This is a genomic window from Leptospira wolbachii serovar Codice str. CDC (genome assembly GCF_000332515.2).
GTDB lineage: Bacteria > Spirochaetota > Leptospiria > Leptospirales > Leptospiraceae > Leptospira_A > Leptospira_A wolbachii.
Map to the genome: position 1 here is coordinate 19,650 of NZ_AOGZ02000008.1, position 15,579 is coordinate 35,228.

At 42.4% G+C, this 15,579-nt stretch carries 16 protein-coding genes; 15 read left to right on the forward strand and 1 reads right to left on the reverse strand.

The features are described from left to right. Positions 1–31: 31 nt before the first annotated feature. The 3 genes from LEP1GSC195_RS01880 (at position 32) to LEP1GSC195_RS01890 (ending at position 2,658) form a co-directional block, all read left to right on the forward strand. Entirely contained in the window at positions 32–799 is a 768-nt protein-coding gene (locus tag LEP1GSC195_RS01880) for a hypothetical protein (protein WP_015680018.1), read from the forward strand. After that, complete coding sequence (locus tag LEP1GSC195_RS01885) at positions 799–2,385, forward strand: glycoside hydrolase family 57 protein (protein WP_015680069.1); 1,587 nt, start codon at positions 799–801, stop codon at positions 2,383–2,385. The genes LEP1GSC195_RS01880 and LEP1GSC195_RS01885 overlap by 1 nt, the downstream gene beginning before the upstream one ends. Positions 2,386–2,451: 66 nt before the next feature. Next, the gene (locus tag LEP1GSC195_RS01890; protein ID WP_015679888.1) at positions 2,452–2,658 is read left to right on the forward strand and encodes a hypothetical protein; all 207 of its coding nucleotides are present in this window, start codon (positions 2,452–2,454) and stop codon (positions 2,656–2,658) included. Between the two features lie 66 nt (positions 2,659–2,724). Here the strand turns inward: LEP1GSC195_RS01890 and LEP1GSC195_RS01895 are convergent, their stop codons facing one another. Continuing rightward, positions 2,725–3,162: an SET domain-containing protein gene (locus LEP1GSC195_RS01895; protein ID WP_015680185.1), complete on the reverse strand. Its 438-nt coding sequence runs from the start codon at positions 3,160–3,162 to the stop codon at positions 2,725–2,727. 105 nt (positions 3,163–3,267) lie between these two features. Here LEP1GSC195_RS01895 and LEP1GSC195_RS19795 point away from each other — a divergent pair, with 105 nt between their 5' ends. The 12 genes from LEP1GSC195_RS19795 (at position 3,268) to LEP1GSC195_RS01950 (ending at position 15,555) form a co-directional block, all read left to right on the forward strand. Continuing rightward, positions 3,268–3,420, forward strand: a complete 153-nt coding sequence (locus LEP1GSC195_RS19795) for a hypothetical protein (RefSeq protein ID WP_015680007.1) — start codon at positions 3,268–3,270, stop codon at positions 3,418–3,420. Between the two features lie 23 nt (positions 3,421–3,443). Further along, entirely contained in the window at positions 3,444–3,911 is a 468-nt protein-coding gene (gene ribH, locus LEP1GSC195_RS01900) for a 6,7-dimethyl-8-ribityllumazine synthase (protein ID WP_015679927.1), read from the forward strand. Then, a complete protein-coding gene (gene nusB, locus LEP1GSC195_RS01905; protein WP_084597385.1) occupies positions 3,908–4,330 on the forward strand; it encodes a transcription antitermination factor NusB in 423 nt (140 codons plus the stop codon). The genes ribH and nusB overlap by 4 nt, the downstream gene beginning before the upstream one ends. A gap of 7 nt (positions 4,331–4,337) precedes the next feature. Continuing rightward, a complete protein-coding gene (locus LEP1GSC195_RS01910; protein WP_015680131.1) occupies positions 4,338–6,440 on the forward strand; it encodes a tetratricopeptide repeat protein in 2,103 nt (700 codons plus the stop codon). After that, on the forward strand, positions 6,437–7,240 hold the full coding sequence (locus LEP1GSC195_RS01915) for a class I SAM-dependent methyltransferase (protein ID WP_015680150.1): 804 nt from the start codon (positions 6,437–6,439) through the stop codon (positions 7,238–7,240). The genes LEP1GSC195_RS01910 and LEP1GSC195_RS01915 overlap by 4 nt, the downstream gene beginning before the upstream one ends. 8 nt (positions 7,241–7,248) lie before the next feature. Further along, positions 7,249–8,859, forward strand: coding sequence for a DEAD/DEAH box helicase (locus LEP1GSC195_RS01920; protein WP_015679869.1), 1,611 nt, complete (start codon positions 7,249–7,251; stop codon positions 8,857–8,859). Then, the gene (locus LEP1GSC195_RS01925) at positions 8,823–9,935 is read left to right on the forward strand and encodes an N-acetylmuramoyl-L-alanine amidase family protein (protein WP_015680091.1); all 1,113 of its coding nucleotides are present in this window, start codon (positions 8,823–8,825) and stop codon (positions 9,933–9,935) included. The genes LEP1GSC195_RS01920 and LEP1GSC195_RS01925 overlap by 37 nt, the downstream gene beginning before the upstream one ends. Then, positions 9,910–10,740, forward strand: a complete 831-nt coding sequence (locus tag LEP1GSC195_RS01930) for an LIC_10740 family protein (RefSeq protein WP_015679805.1) — start codon at positions 9,910–9,912, stop codon at positions 10,738–10,740. The genes LEP1GSC195_RS01925 and LEP1GSC195_RS01930 overlap by 26 nt, the downstream gene beginning before the upstream one ends. Before the next feature lie 329 nt (positions 10,741–11,069). After that, the gene (locus tag LEP1GSC195_RS01935; RefSeq protein ID WP_015679940.1) at positions 11,070–11,915 is read left to right on the forward strand and encodes a flagellin N-terminal helical domain-containing protein; all 846 of its coding nucleotides are present in this window, start codon (positions 11,070–11,072) and stop codon (positions 11,913–11,915) included. A gap of 174 nt (positions 11,916–12,089) precedes the next feature. Further along, the gene (locus LEP1GSC195_RS01940; protein WP_002974287.1) at positions 12,090–12,938 is read left to right on the forward strand and encodes a flagellin N-terminal helical domain-containing protein; all 849 of its coding nucleotides are present in this window, start codon (positions 12,090–12,092) and stop codon (positions 12,936–12,938) included. 178 nt (positions 12,939–13,116) lie between these two features. Next, entirely contained in the window at positions 13,117–14,001 is an 885-nt protein-coding gene (locus tag LEP1GSC195_RS01945; RefSeq protein WP_015679878.1) for a hypothetical protein, read from the forward strand. A gap of 261 nt (positions 14,002–14,262) precedes the next feature. After that, positions 14,263–15,555: an adenylate/guanylate cyclase domain-containing protein gene (locus tag LEP1GSC195_RS01950; protein WP_015680177.1), complete on the forward strand. Its 1,293-nt coding sequence runs from the start codon at positions 14,263–14,265 to the stop codon at positions 15,553–15,555. Positions 15,556–15,579 lie beyond the last annotated feature (24 nt).

A 15,579-nucleotide genomic window follows, 5' to 3' on the forward strand; every position in this document is an offset into this window, starting at 1 on the left:
GGAGGGTGTTTCTCGTCTTTAAGCTTGGAACATGGCAAATGAAGAAAAGAAAGTTGGCGCAAAGAAAAAATCTGCCCCAAAAAAGAAACAGTCAGTTGTCACTGCCAGTGAGAAATCAGTAAACACCGCGGCAAAGAAAGTCGCCAAAAAAACCGTTAAGGAAACCGTCAAAAAAACGAATCCTCTTTCTCACTCCACTCTGCCAAAATCCATTTACAACGATTCCAAATTTACCAAACATCCGGAATTTCCTCAAGAAGATCTCATTCGGGTTCTTATTCGAACACCTCGGGAAGCCTTTGTATTTTGGAAATTTTCTCCCCATACCTTAAACAATCTTTTAATCGATTTGGAATCTCCTTCTACAGATGGTTTGCATTTTCGATTGAAGGTGGAATACAAAAATATATTTGGAAGCGAACGTACCGACTTTTACGATTTAGCTCCCTTCACAGAATCTTATTACTTAAAATTTATGTTTCCCGTAAGAGACATCCAAACTTCTATCTTCGTTTCTTATCAAAAAAAAGAAATCTCTGTCCTCCATTCTAGTGGGAAGGATCTGCCGGTGGGAACCGAATCCTTCCGTTTGGATAAGGAATGGATCCATCCGCAGTGGATTGAGATGGGACTTGTAGCAAAGGCTCCGGGAAGTGATGAGTATTATTTCAAAGATGGGGATCCTTCTGAGTTCTATGTGAACCCACGTAAATCAGGAAATCAGGAAGGAAAATCGGATCTAAACCAAGGGCCATCCTCTTATGGAAATGGATCGGGGTCAGGGAAAGGACTTTTGTAATGAATCATTTTGTGAAAGGGCATTTGGTTTTTGTTTTACATGCCCACCTACCATTTGTTAGACATCCGGGTTATACTACACCATTTATCGAAGAAAATTGGTTAAACGAGGCCATCCTCGAAACTTATGTCCCTCTGGTCAGAGTTTTTCGGAATTTAAAAAAAGATTCGGTGCCCTTTCGGATCACCATGTCTTTTACACCTACACTTTCTTTGATGTTGACTGATCCCTATTTACAAAATGGATTTCGTAAATATTTAAAAAACCTAATTACTCTCGCAGAACATGAAACCAAACGCACCACATACGATCCTCACCTAAACTATCTTTCCAAAAGATACTTAGAACATTTTTTAGATACAGAATCTATTTTCGAAGAAGAGGGCGGGGACTTAACGAAAGCTTTTTTGCCTTTTGTAGAGTCGGGCGAATTGGAAGTGATGACAAGCCCGGCCACACATGCCTTCCTTCCTTTTTATGATTCCGAACCCTCCATCTTTCGTTCCCAACTAAGAAATGGTCGAAGGACTTTTCGCCGGATTTGGGGACGTGACCCAAAAGGGATTTGGCTTTCCGAATGTGGATACACACAAAAACTCGAAGAGGAACTGGACCGAGAGGGGTTTCGGTATTTTTTTGTCGATACTCACGGAATCACTCACGGAAGTCCAAGACCCAAGTTTGGAGTCTATGCTCCCGTGGAAGTGGGGCATGGAGTTTTTGCTTTTGGTCGGGATCCAGAAAGTAGCAAACAAGTATGGAGTTCGATCGATGGGTATCCCGGTGACTTTCGGTACAGAGAATACTATAGAGACATTGGACACGATCTCCCTTGGGAAGACATCTCTCCGTATTTGCATTCCAACGGCGTGCGGATCAATACCAGTATCAAATACTTTCGGATCACTGGCAAAACACAGGACAAAGGGTACTACCATCCGGACTGGGCGATGGAAGCTGCCGGAAACCATGCCGAAGATTTTTTACGAAACCGCATCCGCCAAGCAGAAGGATTGTATGCAGCTAACAAACAACCGGCGGTGATTGTTTCTCCTTATGATGCCGAGTTGTATGGACACTGGTGGTATGAGGGTCCGCAGTTTATCGAATTTTTATTTAAAAAAATCCACTTCAACCAAAACACCATCAAACTTTCTCATCCCATGGAGGCTGCCCGGTCTCTCCCAAGAGTCCAGTCGGTGGAGATGAAGATGAGCAGTTGGGGGGAAAATGGATATGGGGAAGTGTGGCTGAATCCAACTAACGATTGGATTTATCCACTCATCCATTCCTTAAGCATTCGGATGCACAAAAGGGCTCACGAATTTGGGTCGGGAACGGACGTGCAAAAAAGGATTTTAAAACAAATGGGAAGGGAACTTCTTCTTTTGCAGAGTAGTGATTGGGCCTTTATTATGAAGACAGGAACCATGGTGGACTATGCGGTCCGGCGTACGAATGTGCATACCAACCTCTTTTTGGCTTTGGAGGAAATGCTTGTCGGAGCTGTGGATGAGGAAGTTCTTTTGGCTGCCGAGACGGAAAACAATGCCTTTCCGGATATCCGGATTGAAGATTTCCAATAGAACAGTTCTAAAAATTTCTTGCTCGGGGAGACTCCGGTAAGAGGCTTATCCTAATCGGAGGGTTTTATGTCGACTGCGTATCGTTTTCCCTTGGTTCTCGCACTTCTTTTCTTTGCCGCCAACCTTTTGGTTTGCCGACTTGTGCACAACGAAAGTTCGGAAGGTGTGTTTCGTATGGATGATTCGGTGATCCGTTATATGGAAGCACTCGAAGCAGCTGATGCCAGCAAAACCTCTACCAAACCTTCTTTTGGAAATAACGGTCTCCTCTAAGAGACCGTAAACAAAGTTTTTCCTTTTACGCTTTTTGCCAAAGATAGTTTGGCACTATGATTTTATTTACTTCGGTTTGAAGTCAACGTTGTCCCAGTAGTCCTTTCCATAATCAAAGAAAATTTCCATTCCTTCGGGAATCGTTTTTAATACCTTAAATCTTGCTGTTTTCCATCTCACAGAAGTGACAAGTTCTGCGTTGGGTTTTGAGGAGTGGTTGATATAACGGGTGTAATTGGACTCGCGACCTTCGCCGTAAATCCACCAGTCTTTACAAATCCAAAGTAGGTATTTTGAATCTACGTATTTGTTCGATTCCGCCTGTTCATCGGTAATGATTTTACCCATGTAGAAACCTACGGTATCTCCCTTGTATAATGTTTGTTTGGTGAATAGTCCCATTCCGATATTGGGAACAGAGGAAGGTTTCACAATAAAGTCACTCTCGGTATACACTACCGGTTTTCTTTTTTTGACCTTCTTTACGGATTTCTTTTTCTTCATTTTCTTCCTATATGACATAAGAGGAAAACAATTCTACCTTGTAAAGCTATTGGCATTTAAGATTGTATAGTCGGTACTCCGAACTTTAAAGGACGAGGGGGTCCTATGAATCTGGAACCGCGAAAACCGACGGATGAGAAATCCAATGTTGTGAATCTGGCCATCTACCGAGCGAAAAAAGCTTTGGAGCGAGATGGATTTGAAGTTGTGGAAAATCCAGACGGAAAGATCACCCTTGTCATTCGTCTTGCGAAATAACACCCCCCTAGGAATTTGGATACATGACAGCTACATTAGAAGGTTCAAGAATTGGAAACGGACAAAAACACTGTGTCATCGTTTCGAAGTTCAATGAATTTATCACTGAGTCCCTACTGAAAGGGGCAAAGGATGCGTACAGACAACATGGGATCGCTGAAAGTGATGTCACCGTAATTTATGTTCCCGGTGCTTTTGAGCTCCCGCAAACCGTAAAACGTGTCCTCGGGTCCAAAAAATACCAATTCTCTGCAATCGTTTGCTTGGGTGCTGTGATTCGCGGAGCCACTTCCCATTATGATTTGGTTTCTGGGGAAGCCGCCAAAGTGGGATCCGTAGCCGATGGATCGGTTCCTGTGATTTTTGGTGTCATCACTACAGAATCCATTGAACAAGCCATTGAAAGAGCCGGAACCAAGGCTGGAAACAAGGGATATGAAGCCGCTACCACTGCCATCGAAATGGCAAATCTTTTCAAAGAGATCGGATGAGTTCTAGACACCGCGGGCGAAGTCTTGCCCTGATGTGCCTCTACCAAATCGACCTGGTCGGAACCGATCCAGACAGGGCCATGAAATTCGATTGGTATGACAAAAAAATCACTAGAGAAGAAAAGGATTATGCTGTCTTTCTTGTGAAAGGAGTGGTCGAAAATCGAAAAAACATCGATACTCTAATCAAGAAGTATTCGGAGAATTGGGAACTTTCGCGTATTTCCGTTGTCAACCGCTGTATTTTGCGTTTATCAATCTTGAGTTTGCAAAAGGAACCTTTCCTTGCAGCACCCGTTGTCATCAATGAAGCGGTGGAACTTACCAAAGAATTTGAAACGGAAGAATCAGCTCAGTTTATCAACGGATTACTTGATGCCTTCTATAAGAAGGAGATCGTAGCGAACAAACCCCAGTAAGAGCATCATGGATCCCATCCAAAAAAACCGGTTTCGTATTGAGGAACAATCCTCACAGCCAAGTTATTACCAGGAAGATCCATACTTACGGAACCTGGGTCGAGAAAAAGAAACAACTTACGAATCAGAGACTACGGCCCGCCGTCCTGTCCTATCTTTTCTTTTCTGGAGTTTTCTTGTTTTCCTCGTCCTTGGATTTTTAACCGCCGGTTACTGGTGGTATCTGGAGAAAAAAAAGAATCCAGAAGAGATCGCAAAAGCATTAAGCAACCATCCTCGTGATAAAAAAGCTCTCGACCTTCTTGCCGATAAACCCTATCTTCCTGATGATTCTGTAAATCCAAAGCTCGCTGCTTGCCTCAATGCCTACCACAACCGGTATATGAACCGAGTGGGAACGGTTTGTGAAGAATTTTTAAATTCTCCGGGAAGTGACGAAGACAAATCCATCGCACTTACCGTGCTTGGTGTGATGTATGATGAAGCCGGTCGTTATGTGAATTCCATAGAGCGATTGGAAAAAGCCATCCAATACGATTCCAAAAACTATTTTGCTTATTATAATTTATCTCTCGCTTTCAAACATGCCGGAAAGTTTGAAGAAGCAAGGCGTGCGGCCCAGAGAGCCAAAGAGATTGCTCCGAATGACTACCGGGTTTCGCTTTTGCAAGGGAATTTGTTCCAAGAGATTGGAGATCCGGCAAGCGCCATTGAAGCCTATAAAGAAGGACAGTCTCTGGCGCCTAGTGATGTGACACTCACATATAACTTAGCGATTAGTTATTTAAAACAAGGAAATATGGCCGAGGCCATTGCTGAGTTCCAAAAGGTGGTGCAGACAGCTCCCAATTCCCAAACGGCCGTTTTGTCCTATGGCCACCTTGGAACCATCTTTTACCAACGAGAAGACTATGATAGGGCCGAGTATTATTTCCGAGAAGTGATTCGCCTAAAAACAAACGATGCTAAGTCCTACTATAACTTAGGTTTGGTGTATTTAAAGAAAAAAGTGCCGGAAGAAGCAGCTAAATACTTCCAAAAAGCCCTCGATTCCAATGCCAATGAACCGGAAGTCTATCGTTATATTGCGGATGCCTTTCTTTCTATGGGCCAAACCAATATGGCCATCACTGCCTTACAAAAAGCTTTGTTATTAAAACCAAGTGATGTGGATTCCCTTTTTGCTTTGTCGGAACTCTATTATAAAAAAGGGGAACTCGTGGAGGCAGAAAGTCTGTTTCGCCGGATCATCCGCCTAACACCGGGAGATACCTATTCAGAAACCGCTTATGTGAATCTGGGAATTATCCTCGATGAAATGGAAAGGTATTCGGAAAGTATCACCGCCTTCGAAGGAGCCCTTTCCTTAAATCCAAAAAACCAATCGGCTTATTACAATTTGGGTCTTGCTTATTTACATGCGGGAAAACCAACCATGGCGATTGAGTCTCTTCGAAAGTCGCAAGCTCTAGATCCGAACCATGCGCAGTCTAGGCTTGCCATTGCGGACTACTATTTGGAAAACCGATTTTATTCGGAAGCCATTGCCGAATACGAAGAGGCCATTGCTTGGAAACCAGAACTTTATGAAGCAAGACTGAAACTGGCAGATGTGTACATCCAAACCAAAAACTATCCGGCCGCCGAAAAGGTGTTAGTTTATGTTTTGGAAAATTCCAAAGATCCGAAAGAAATCAAACTCGCACATCGAAAACTGGCTCTGAGTTATGCCAGTAGCGGAAACTCAGGTCTTTCGAAAAGAGCCAAGGAAGAAGCATTTCGCGCTACCCATATAGATCCGGAAGATATGGAATCAAAACTCGTTCTCTCAAAGATCCTCATTGATTCGGGTTCCCTTGTGGACCGAGAAAAGGCCATCGAAGAGTTAACGGTGATTACTCGTTCTGATGTCACACCTTCTGTTTCTTCCAAAGCCCATAATTATTTGGGAGTTTGTTATTTCAAAAATGGGGAATTTAAAAAAGCCCTATCGAGTTTCCAAACGGCCATTGATCTAAACCCAAGCCTTACCGAAGCCTATGAAAACAAAAGGGCTGCCCGGGCGCAGTATGAGAAATCTCTCGAATCAAAGAAGAGAACTTATTTTTGAGTTTATTCCAATTTTTGCCCCATAAAAAATTTTCCGATTTTTATGAAGAATGTAGGCTTACGGGCGTTCTTCGGTATCTTCCTGCCAAAGTCCGCGAATATGGGGACAGTTACTTTATGGAAGAATACAGCAACCAATACAAAAAGTCCTATTACGAGGATGAACCAAACCTTCGTTCCATGGCAAAACGTAGACTTTCTGTTTTGGAGAAAGTAGGAGCCAAACCAGAAGGGTCTTCCCTTTTAGAAATTGGTTCTGCGGCTGGATTTTTTTTGGATGAAGCAAGGAATGCCGGTTATATGACCAAGGGCCTTGAGCTTTCTCCCAAGGAAGTGGAATATGCCCAGTCTGTGCTTTCCCTTGCTGTAGACCAGAAATCGGTTCTCGCCATCGATGGTAACGAATGGAAAGAAACTTTCGATGTAGTGGCCGCTTTTTTTGTGATCGAACATATCGAAGAAATTGATGGGATCTGGGAGAGAATCCAGGCTTGGACGAAACCCGGTGGGTTTCTCTATTTGGCAGTTCCTTCCAGTTTTGGGCCGAGTTTCCAAACGAATCCGAATGCTTGGTTTGCCACCCATCCTTCTGACCACTTTTTTGACTACTCTGTCCACTCTTTGAAAAAACTCTTGTCAATCCTCGGCTTCGAGGTGAACTATGTTAGACCAATGTCGTATCACTCCTACCGGGACTTAAGTCCTCGTGGCAAACTCCCCGAATGGCTGTATCGACTGTATGCAAACTCATTTGCTTATGGTGATACCATCGAACTAACCGCCAGAAAATTAAAACACTGAAATCCATTATGAAATTTAACGAATTACCCTTTCATGAGTCTCTAACAAAAGCCCTAGAAAAAATCGGCTACACAGAACTCACACCCATCCAAGCCAAGTCCATTCCATTCGCAATGGAAGGAAACGACCTCACTGGCCTTGCACAAACCGGAACTGGAAAGACTATGGCTTTCTTACTTCCTACACTCCACAGACTTTTGTCGGCAGAAGAGGAAGAGGCATTACCTTATGCACTTGTCCTTGCCCCCACAAGAGAGCTGACCATACAAATCGCAGAAGAAGCCAAAAAACTTTTGGAATTCACCGACTTCGGTGTAGCAACCATTATTGGTGGAACCGATTACAAGTCCCAAGAACAAGCACTCGGCAACAAAGCCTGTATCATTGTCGCAACACCGGGAAGGCTCATTGACTTTGTTAAAAATCATGGCCTCTCTTTAGAGAATGTTAAAGTGGTGATTTTAGATGAAGCGGACAGAATGTTCGATATGGGATTTGTCCAAGATCTCAAATACATCTTCCACAAATGTAAAAACAGAAAACAATCTCTCCTTTTTAGTGCCACTCTTAGTTATGAAGTGGTTCGTCTTGCGAGTAAGTATTTGAATGATCCGATTGAAGTACATATCAATCCGGAAAAAGTCATTACAGAACGGATTGACCAGTCTCTACTTCATTTGGGTAGAGAAGAAAAACTTCCTTATCTTGTAAACTCGCTCTTACACAATGAAATCGAAGGGCTTGGAATCATTTTTACGAATTACAAAATGAACATCCCAAAGATTGTTTCTGCCCTTCGCCGGTTTGGGATCACAGCGACTGGACTTTCTTCCGAACTAGATCAAAAAAAACGAATCAGACTCCTCAGAGATTTCAAAGCTGGAAAGTACAAATACTTAATAGCGACCGATGTGGCATCCCGCGGGATCGACATTGAAAACATTGATGTAGTCTATAACTATGACCTCCCACAAGATGCAGAAAATTATGTGCACCGGATTGGAAGGACAGCTCGTGCGGGAAGGAAAGGCCAATCCATTGGTTTTTGTTCCGAAACCGATTATACGGAATTGGAACGAATTGAGAAATACTTGAATTCAAAAATTCCTACAGCGGAGATTCGCGAAGAGTATTTAGAATTTCCTAAGGGTGAGTTCACTCCTGCCTTTCCGGAAGAGACCATTCCTGGTGAGAAAAAATACCAAGAACGCGAAAGTCGAGGAGACCGTGGAGGTCGAGGCCAGAAACCGACACGTGGTGGAGACCACAGAGGGGATCGCGGCGATCGTTCTGGTGGAGACCGAGGTCGCGGCAAGGGGAAAGGGGACAAACACCACCCACCAGCTAAGATGGCCCATCCTCATGGACACCCGAATCATCCAGGCAGTGGGGACGATCACAAACACCCAGCCAAAATGACCCACCATGAAATGAAACATGGACACCATCCCAAAGAGGGAAAAGGAAAACAACCGCATAAGAAGAACCAGTCAGGACACAAGAACCAAAAGAATAATGATCCAAGACGAAATCTCTTCGACATCAATGAAGTCAAAAAATCTAAAAAACAGAAACAATCGATTTGGCAGCGAATTCTTTCTATCTTCAAAAAAGATTAGTTCTCTTTTGTTTTTGTTTTTTCCCTAGTTTCCTGATTGCGGAAGTCGCCAAACTTCCGCTTTACGGAAAGGGAAACTACCTGGCATTTTCCGATTTAAAATCGATCATGCCCGAACTTTCCACCAAATTAAAAAAGTTCACAAGAGTAGGGTCTGTATTCACCCCGCAAGGGAATATCCAGTTTCGCCTAGGGTCCAGTTTCTACACTCTGGATGGTAAAATTTACAAAATCCCCAAGGCCATTTTGAAAAAGGAGGAGGATGTATATCTTCCTCTGGATCTTGTGGAAGCTATTTTACTCAATCTCATTTCCTATGATGTACGTTACGAGTTTAAAGACACCGAACTATGGGTTCTTATCCCAAAAGACCCTGTCCCCAAACGAAATATCAATGTGAAAGCCATTGTGATCGATGCAGGGCATGGGGGGAAGGATCCGGGTACTTCTGACCCTACCGGTGCCTTTGAAAAGGATGTGAGCCTCGGTGTGGCTCGTTATACCTATTTGTATCTTCGTAAATACTATCCTGAGATCCGAGTCCAGATGATTCGTAAAAACGATAGTTTTGTGGAGTTAGAAGACCGATCCAAACTGGCAAACAAAGTTTTGAATGATACAAGGGATGTGATTTTCCTCAGTTTCCATTGTAATGCCTCGCTTTCTGACAAGGCTGCCGGTTTTGAAGTGTATTATCTTTCCCAAAGTCCAAGTACGGAAGCCGCCCGAGAAACGGCACTTTTGGAAAACCGATATGTGGGAAAACACAAGAACCCGGTTGTCTCCCAGATCCAATCCCAGATGTTGTCCAGTGTCACCCAAAGGCGGTCTCGGAAGTTGGCAACGGCTGTGGCCGAAGAGTATGAAAAGGCTTTGAGTCCCGACATTCCTTCGCGGGGTGTGAAAAAGGCCGATTTTTCCGTCTTGCGAGGAAGCCTTATGCCTGCGGTACTTGTGGAAATGGGGTATCTAACAAACCCAGAGGAAAGTAAACGACTGCGGGATAAAAACTACCAAAAGAAAATTGCACGCAGTGTCATCAAAGGAATTCATGAATACGCATCTTCAAAAGATTAAAGAATATCTTCGTTCTCTCAGCAAACTTTTAAAAGTCTTAATCATCCGATTTTACAAAATCGGAACGGGAGAAACCAAACTCACACGCGACTTTATATTTTTGTTTGCGTCTTGGTTTTCCTTACTTATCTTCTTTAGTTTTTTTATTTTGGCTGAACAAAATCCCTTTCGCCTACTGGTTCCCTTCCAACTTTATTCTTATCCTTCTCTCGACCATAGAGAACCAGTGGTGATTTATATTTCTAATGGAGAAGGGGAACAAATCCCCATCCACAGAAAGGTTTTGAAACAGGAAGAAACAGGTGCCTTTATTTACCAACTAGTAGGTGAAGTGGGTTCTCCACCTTACTTTGATTCTGTGGAAGCCTTGGCAAAAGATGGGAAATTGTTTTCTCCTAAAAAACTTTTGGACATTCGTTTTGCTTTGAAACAAACCTGGTTTCTCGAAAAAGGAAATAAACTCGTGATCGATTGGAATGTGGCCATCTTACAAGATGTCATGGAAAAATATAGGCTGCCTCGCACAAAATCCGATGAAGCGGATGCAGATGCCGAAGAAGAAAATCCGAATGCTCCGGTGGATACCATCACATATTATACGGGTGGAACAGAAACGGGACCGAAAGAACCGGAGGAAGTATTAAACAAACGTAGGATCCAAGCAATGGAGTCCACAATACGTGCGTTAAATGCAAGTTTATTTGAAAACTTTAAAGACCTAAAAACAATTGAACATAAATTTTCCGGGGAAGCAAAAGCTACTTACCACTGGGAAACTCTCTCCGCCCTCGCAAACCGCCCCTAAATAGGGGAATCCGAACAATTTCTCCCATTTTTCAAAATTCGCTTATGGAAAATGGGAATTGGCCGATCTTCGTAACGGGGAAAGTAGAACTTTTTTTTAAAAAAAATAAAACGCTAAAGTCGATAAAATCTCTCCAAAAATCGCAATTACTTGCGAAAATCGCTAAAAACACCCCAATTTCTTCGAATTAATTTCTTTTATCCGATCACCGACATACAAAGGGAACAAATAGAGATTTTAGGCACCAATGGGGCCTGAAAGCCAGACACAAAAAAAAGCGAGAGAAGGGATTCTCTCGTTTGCCAGATCAAGTTTCAAGGAGGAAACCCATGATCATAAACCACAATTTAGCCGCGATCAACTCACATCGCGTCCTCAAGTTTCAAAACGAGGAAGTCTCCAAAAATATGGAGAAACTATCCTCTGGTATGCGAATCAACCGTGCAGGTGATGATGCATCCGGACTCGCCGTTTCGGAAAAGATGAGAACGCAGGTGAATGGTCTTAGACAAGCAGAGAGAAATACCGAAGACGGTATGAGCCTGATCCAAACTACGGAAGGGTATTTGCAAGAATCGAATGATATCATTCAAAGAATTCGAACACTTGCAATTCAATCGTCTAACGGTATTTATACTGACGAAGATAGACAAATGATCCAAGTTGAAGTTTCACAACTTATCGACGAAGTGGACAGAATTGCTTCTCAAGCAGAATTCAATAAAATGAATTTGCTTCAAGGTGATTTTGCTCGTGGATCACGAGCTACCTCCATGTGGTTCCATTTAGGACCAAACCAACACCAAAGAGAAAGAGTGTTCATTGCTACAATGACTGCACGTTCACTGAATCTCAAAGGTCAAAGTGGAGATCTCTTGTCTTTGTCAACAGCTGACAAGTCAAACGATGCGATCGGAACTTTGGATGCTGCGTTAACACGCATTAGCAAACAAAGAGCAAACTTAGGTGCCTACTTTAACCGTCTTGAGCATGCTGCAAAAGGGCTCATGAACGCTTATGAGAATACCCAAGCCTCCGAGTCTAGGATCCGTGATGCGGATATGGCAGAAGAAACTGTGGCTTTCACAAAGAACCAGATTTTAGTTCAATCTGGAACTGCTATGTTAGCTCAGGCGAATGTTCGTCCACAAGGAGTTCTTTCTCTCCTTCGTTAATCAAAGTTAACGAAGTGAGTGGTTAGTGTAACTGAAGAGTTGTAATTAGATAATCAGCCGGCTTTCCCCTGCCAGGTGGCAAAATGAAAGCTCATCCTTGACACCGGACAGGGATTGTCCGGCTAAGAACGAAACATATACCGTTCTTGGTTATACACAAAGGAGTGTAGGCCAATGATTATCAATCACAACATGAGTGCGATTCAATCACATCGTGCTCTCAAGTTTACACAATGGGATGTAGATAAGACCATGAGGAACCTCTCCACTGGGCAAAGGATTAACCTTGCCGGTGATGATGCTTCTGGTCTTGCTGTTTCGGAAAAACTACGAACACAAATTCGTGGTTTACGTCAGGCCGAAAGGAATACGGAAGATGGACTGAGTTTCATCCAGACTGCAGAGGGTTTCCTCGACCAGTCGGCGGAAATCATCCAACGAATCCGGACCCTTGCGATCCAGACATCGAACGGAATCTACACACCTGAGGACAGGCAGCTCGTGCAGGTAGAAGTATCTGCGCTGGTGGATGAGATCGATCGAATTGCTTCGCAAGCAGAGTTCAATAAAATGAAACTGTTTGAAGGAGACTTCGCTCGAAAGTCAACTAAGGCATCGATGTGGTTTCACATGGGAGCAAACGCCAGGCAAAGAGAGCGTTTCTACATTGGAACTATGACTTCGAAAGCTTTAAAGATGTCAGAAGGGGCAGTGAAAATTGCTCTCTCTACACCTGGAAAAGCAGATGAAGCGATTGCTAAAGCGGACTTCGCCTTGAACAAGATCATGAAGCAGAGAGCAGATATGGGAGCTTATCAAAATAGGCTCGAAAGTACTGCAAAAGGCCTCATGGGTGCATACGAAAATATGCAAGCATCCGAATCAAGGATTAGGGACGCAGATATGGCAGAAGAGATGGTAGCGCTCACGACGAAACAAATTCTCGTGCAAAGCGGTACGGCAATGTTAGCGCAAGCCAGTCTTCGGCCAAATTCTGTATTACGACTTTTGAATAACACTTAAGTTGTAGTAAGGCAAGAGTTGCCTTAAAGACGGTTGCCTCTTCTCGAAGGATACTTCGGGGAGGGGCTTTTTTGTTGATTCATTGGAATGATTCTTATTTTCTCATTCCCAGATAAACCATTCCTTAATATAACAAGAATTACTTGACGAAAGATAAGCCCTAATTTGGATGTTAACTATGTCAAAAAATGAAGGTTATATGAGAAAAGTTTTATTTTTAGTAATGATATTCGCTTCCATCAGTTGTTCCAATGTCTACTCCCCGATGGGAGTTAAAGGAAAGGATGCAAAAAAACAAATTAGGGATTTGAATAGTAACTTAGGATTGTTGTCGTTACCACTTCTTCTTTCCTCGGCAAGTTCGACTAGTTCCTCTAGCTCCAACACAAATTTTATATGCCCAACAGAAACTAATGCAACTTTAGGTTCTGCGAATGATTCTACCGCAGCAAATTTTACTCTGCCTGCCGCGAACAATTATGTTGATTTAGATGCCAAGGCCGGTGGTACATTATATTTTAGGTCCAATGTTTCTGCATCCAGTACGGCTTACATAGTTAAAGTGCTACAGACAGCGAATACAAGTTCTACAGCATCTTGTACTTATACATCAAGTGCCGGTGCTTGTGCTGGCGCAATTGCTGCGGGTTTGGCTTTAACAACAGCGACAACTACAATCGCTCCTTCAAATTGTCTAGCTGTCCGTTGTACTACGGCAGCATATATCAGAATCCAACCATCTATTACTGCAACTAGTACTTCTTCTTCTAGTGCGAATTCCTTTCTGTCTTTAGCACTAGCACCTGAAATCTTAAAGTCAGTTTCTGGTATTGAAGATGATAAATATTATACAAAGGAATCTTTAGAGAAGTGTAAAGAAGGTTTAACCAATATTTCCGTACTCCAATCAGCTACGTTAAGTGCTTCTTTTGGTAATGTGAGAGAGGTAACATTTTGTAATAAACCTTTATCTATTATATCCTCAGGCATTGATGGTAATGGAATTGCTGCCCTACAAGGAAATGAATGTAAATTAGAAGAAGTGAATTTGTTAGGATTTTAAACTAGATAAATTCGATAACAAAGCAAAAGTATCTTCGTTGGGATATACGAAGATACGTAATATAGTTCTATAAAATTTGATACGTAAGCGCCCCTGGTACTGCTTAAGTTTGTTTCAGCCAAAGTAACATTGAAACGATCAATACACCAATTTTAGAAGTATTGTAAGGGTAAACAACTTCACTATTTGAATTCGTACTAATCCAAACCGAGAAAAAAGGTTGAATCCACTTCGTTTGAAGAGGGATACTTACCAATTACAATGAAATGGATATACATCTTTCTCGGAGATCCTAAAAAACACTCCCTCGAACACCGACTGTTTAATACAGTTTCGCTCGTGAATGGACTCCTCAATTTGCTTGGGGTGTTTGGAGTTCTCTATTTAGAAAACTATGTGATTCTCATCGCACTTAACGTGGGCTCAGGCCTTCTTATGCTTGCAATGTATTATTTAAGCCGAGTGAAGAGTATCTATTTTTCTTTGTATTGGCCATTCAATTTAACCATTCTTTTTTATCTTTCTTCTATGTGGTTTTTTAACGGTGGGTCTCTTGGAGGAAATCATTATTATTTGATCCCGGCCCTTGTCATTGCCCTCATCCTGATTCGAAACCACAATGTCTTTATTGTTTATTCCATTTATATTCTAGTAGCAGCTTCATTGTATACGGCTGAATTTTATCACAGAGATTGGGTGACCACTTATGAAACAGATTTGGATCGTTATTTGGATGCCGGTGGCAATTATTTATTTGTCCAAATTCTTACCGGAATTTTGATTTTTATTTTGAGTCGGAATTTGAATGTGGAACGAAAAAAATCGGAGTCCTTACTTTTAAATATTTTACCAGAATCCATTGCCGATGAATTAAAAAAAGAAGCTCGTGTCATACCCAAACGATATGAATCTGCATCAGTTCTTTTTTGCGATATGGCTGGGTTTACAAAAATTGCAGAGAAGATGAATGCTGAAGAACTTGTCGGCGAATTGGATACAATCTTCCGTGAGTTTGATCGTTTGTGCAAAGCATACAAATTGGAAAAAATTAAAACCATTGGAGATGCCTATATGGCTGTGGGTGGAATTCCTGATGAAAATCGGACCAATCCCGTTGATTCCGTGTTATGTGGACTTGCTTTCCAATCTTATATGGCAGAACAAAAGGAAATCCATGCACTGCGCGGAAGGGATTTTTGGGAGATTCGTCTAGGAATTCACATGGGTCCACTAGTGGCTGGTGTGGTGGGAACAGATAAATTTGCTTATGATGTTTGGGGAGACACGGTAAACACAGCAAGCCGACTAGAGAGTTCTGGTGTGACTGGCGAGGTGAATATCTCATCCCAAGTATACGAAGAGGTAAAATCATATTTCGAATGTGAACCGCGTGGATTGGTGTCTATCAAAAACAAAGCGGACATTGAAATGTACTTAGTAAAAGGTTTTTTGCCTGAGTATGCAGACATCCTAAGTTCCAAACAACCCAATGCTCTTTTTAAACGCCTTTATGAATCAGGAGCTCTTTTTGCAAGTAGTGATGAGATAGAATGAACATAAAGGTGAGAAAAGGGATTC

Coding starts and splice junctions, on each gene's coding strand:
- LEP1GSC195_RS01880 (WP_015680018.1), top strand. CDS start 32: ATGGCAAATGAAGAAAAGAAAGTTGGCGCAAAGAAAAAATCTGCCCCA.
- LEP1GSC195_RS01885 (WP_015680069.1), top strand. CDS start 799: ATGAATCATTTTGTGAAAGGGCATTTGGTTTTTGTTTTACATGCCCAC.
- LEP1GSC195_RS01890 (WP_015679888.1), top strand. CDS start 2,452: ATGTCGACTGCGTATCGTTTTCCCTTGGTTCTCGCACTTCTTTTCTTT.
- LEP1GSC195_RS01895 (WP_015680185.1), bottom strand. CDS start 3,162: ATGAAGAAAAAGAAATCCGTAAAGAAGGTCAAAAAAAGAAAACCGGTA.
- LEP1GSC195_RS19795 (WP_015680007.1), top strand. CDS start 3,268: ATGAATCTGGAACCGCGAAAACCGACGGATGAGAAATCCAATGTTGTG.
- ribH (WP_015679927.1), top strand. CDS start 3,444: ATGACAGCTACATTAGAAGGTTCAAGAATTGGAAACGGACAAAAACAC.
- nusB (WP_084597385.1), top strand. CDS start 3,908: ATGAGTTCTAGACACCGCGGGCGAAGTCTTGCCCTGATGTGCCTCTAC.
- LEP1GSC195_RS01910 (WP_015680131.1), top strand. CDS start 4,338: ATGGATCCCATCCAAAAAAACCGGTTTCGTATTGAGGAACAATCCTCA.
- LEP1GSC195_RS01920 (WP_015679869.1), top strand. CDS start 7,249: ATGAAATTTAACGAATTACCCTTTCATGAGTCTCTAACAAAAGCCCTA.
- LEP1GSC195_RS01930 (WP_015679805.1), top strand. CDS start 9,910: ATGAATACGCATCTTCAAAAGATTAAAGAATATCTTCGTTCTCTCAGC.
- LEP1GSC195_RS01935 (WP_015679940.1), top strand. CDS start 11,070: ATGATCATAAACCACAATTTAGCCGCGATCAACTCACATCGCGTCCTC.
- LEP1GSC195_RS01940 (WP_002974287.1), top strand. CDS start 12,090: ATGATTATCAATCACAACATGAGTGCGATTCAATCACATCGTGCTCTC.
- LEP1GSC195_RS01945 (WP_015679878.1), top strand. CDS start 13,117: ATGTCAAAAAATGAAGGTTATATGAGAAAAGTTTTATTTTTAGTAATG.
- LEP1GSC195_RS01950 (WP_015680177.1), top strand. CDS start 14,263: ATGAAATGGATATACATCTTTCTCGGAGATCCTAAAAAACACTCCCTC.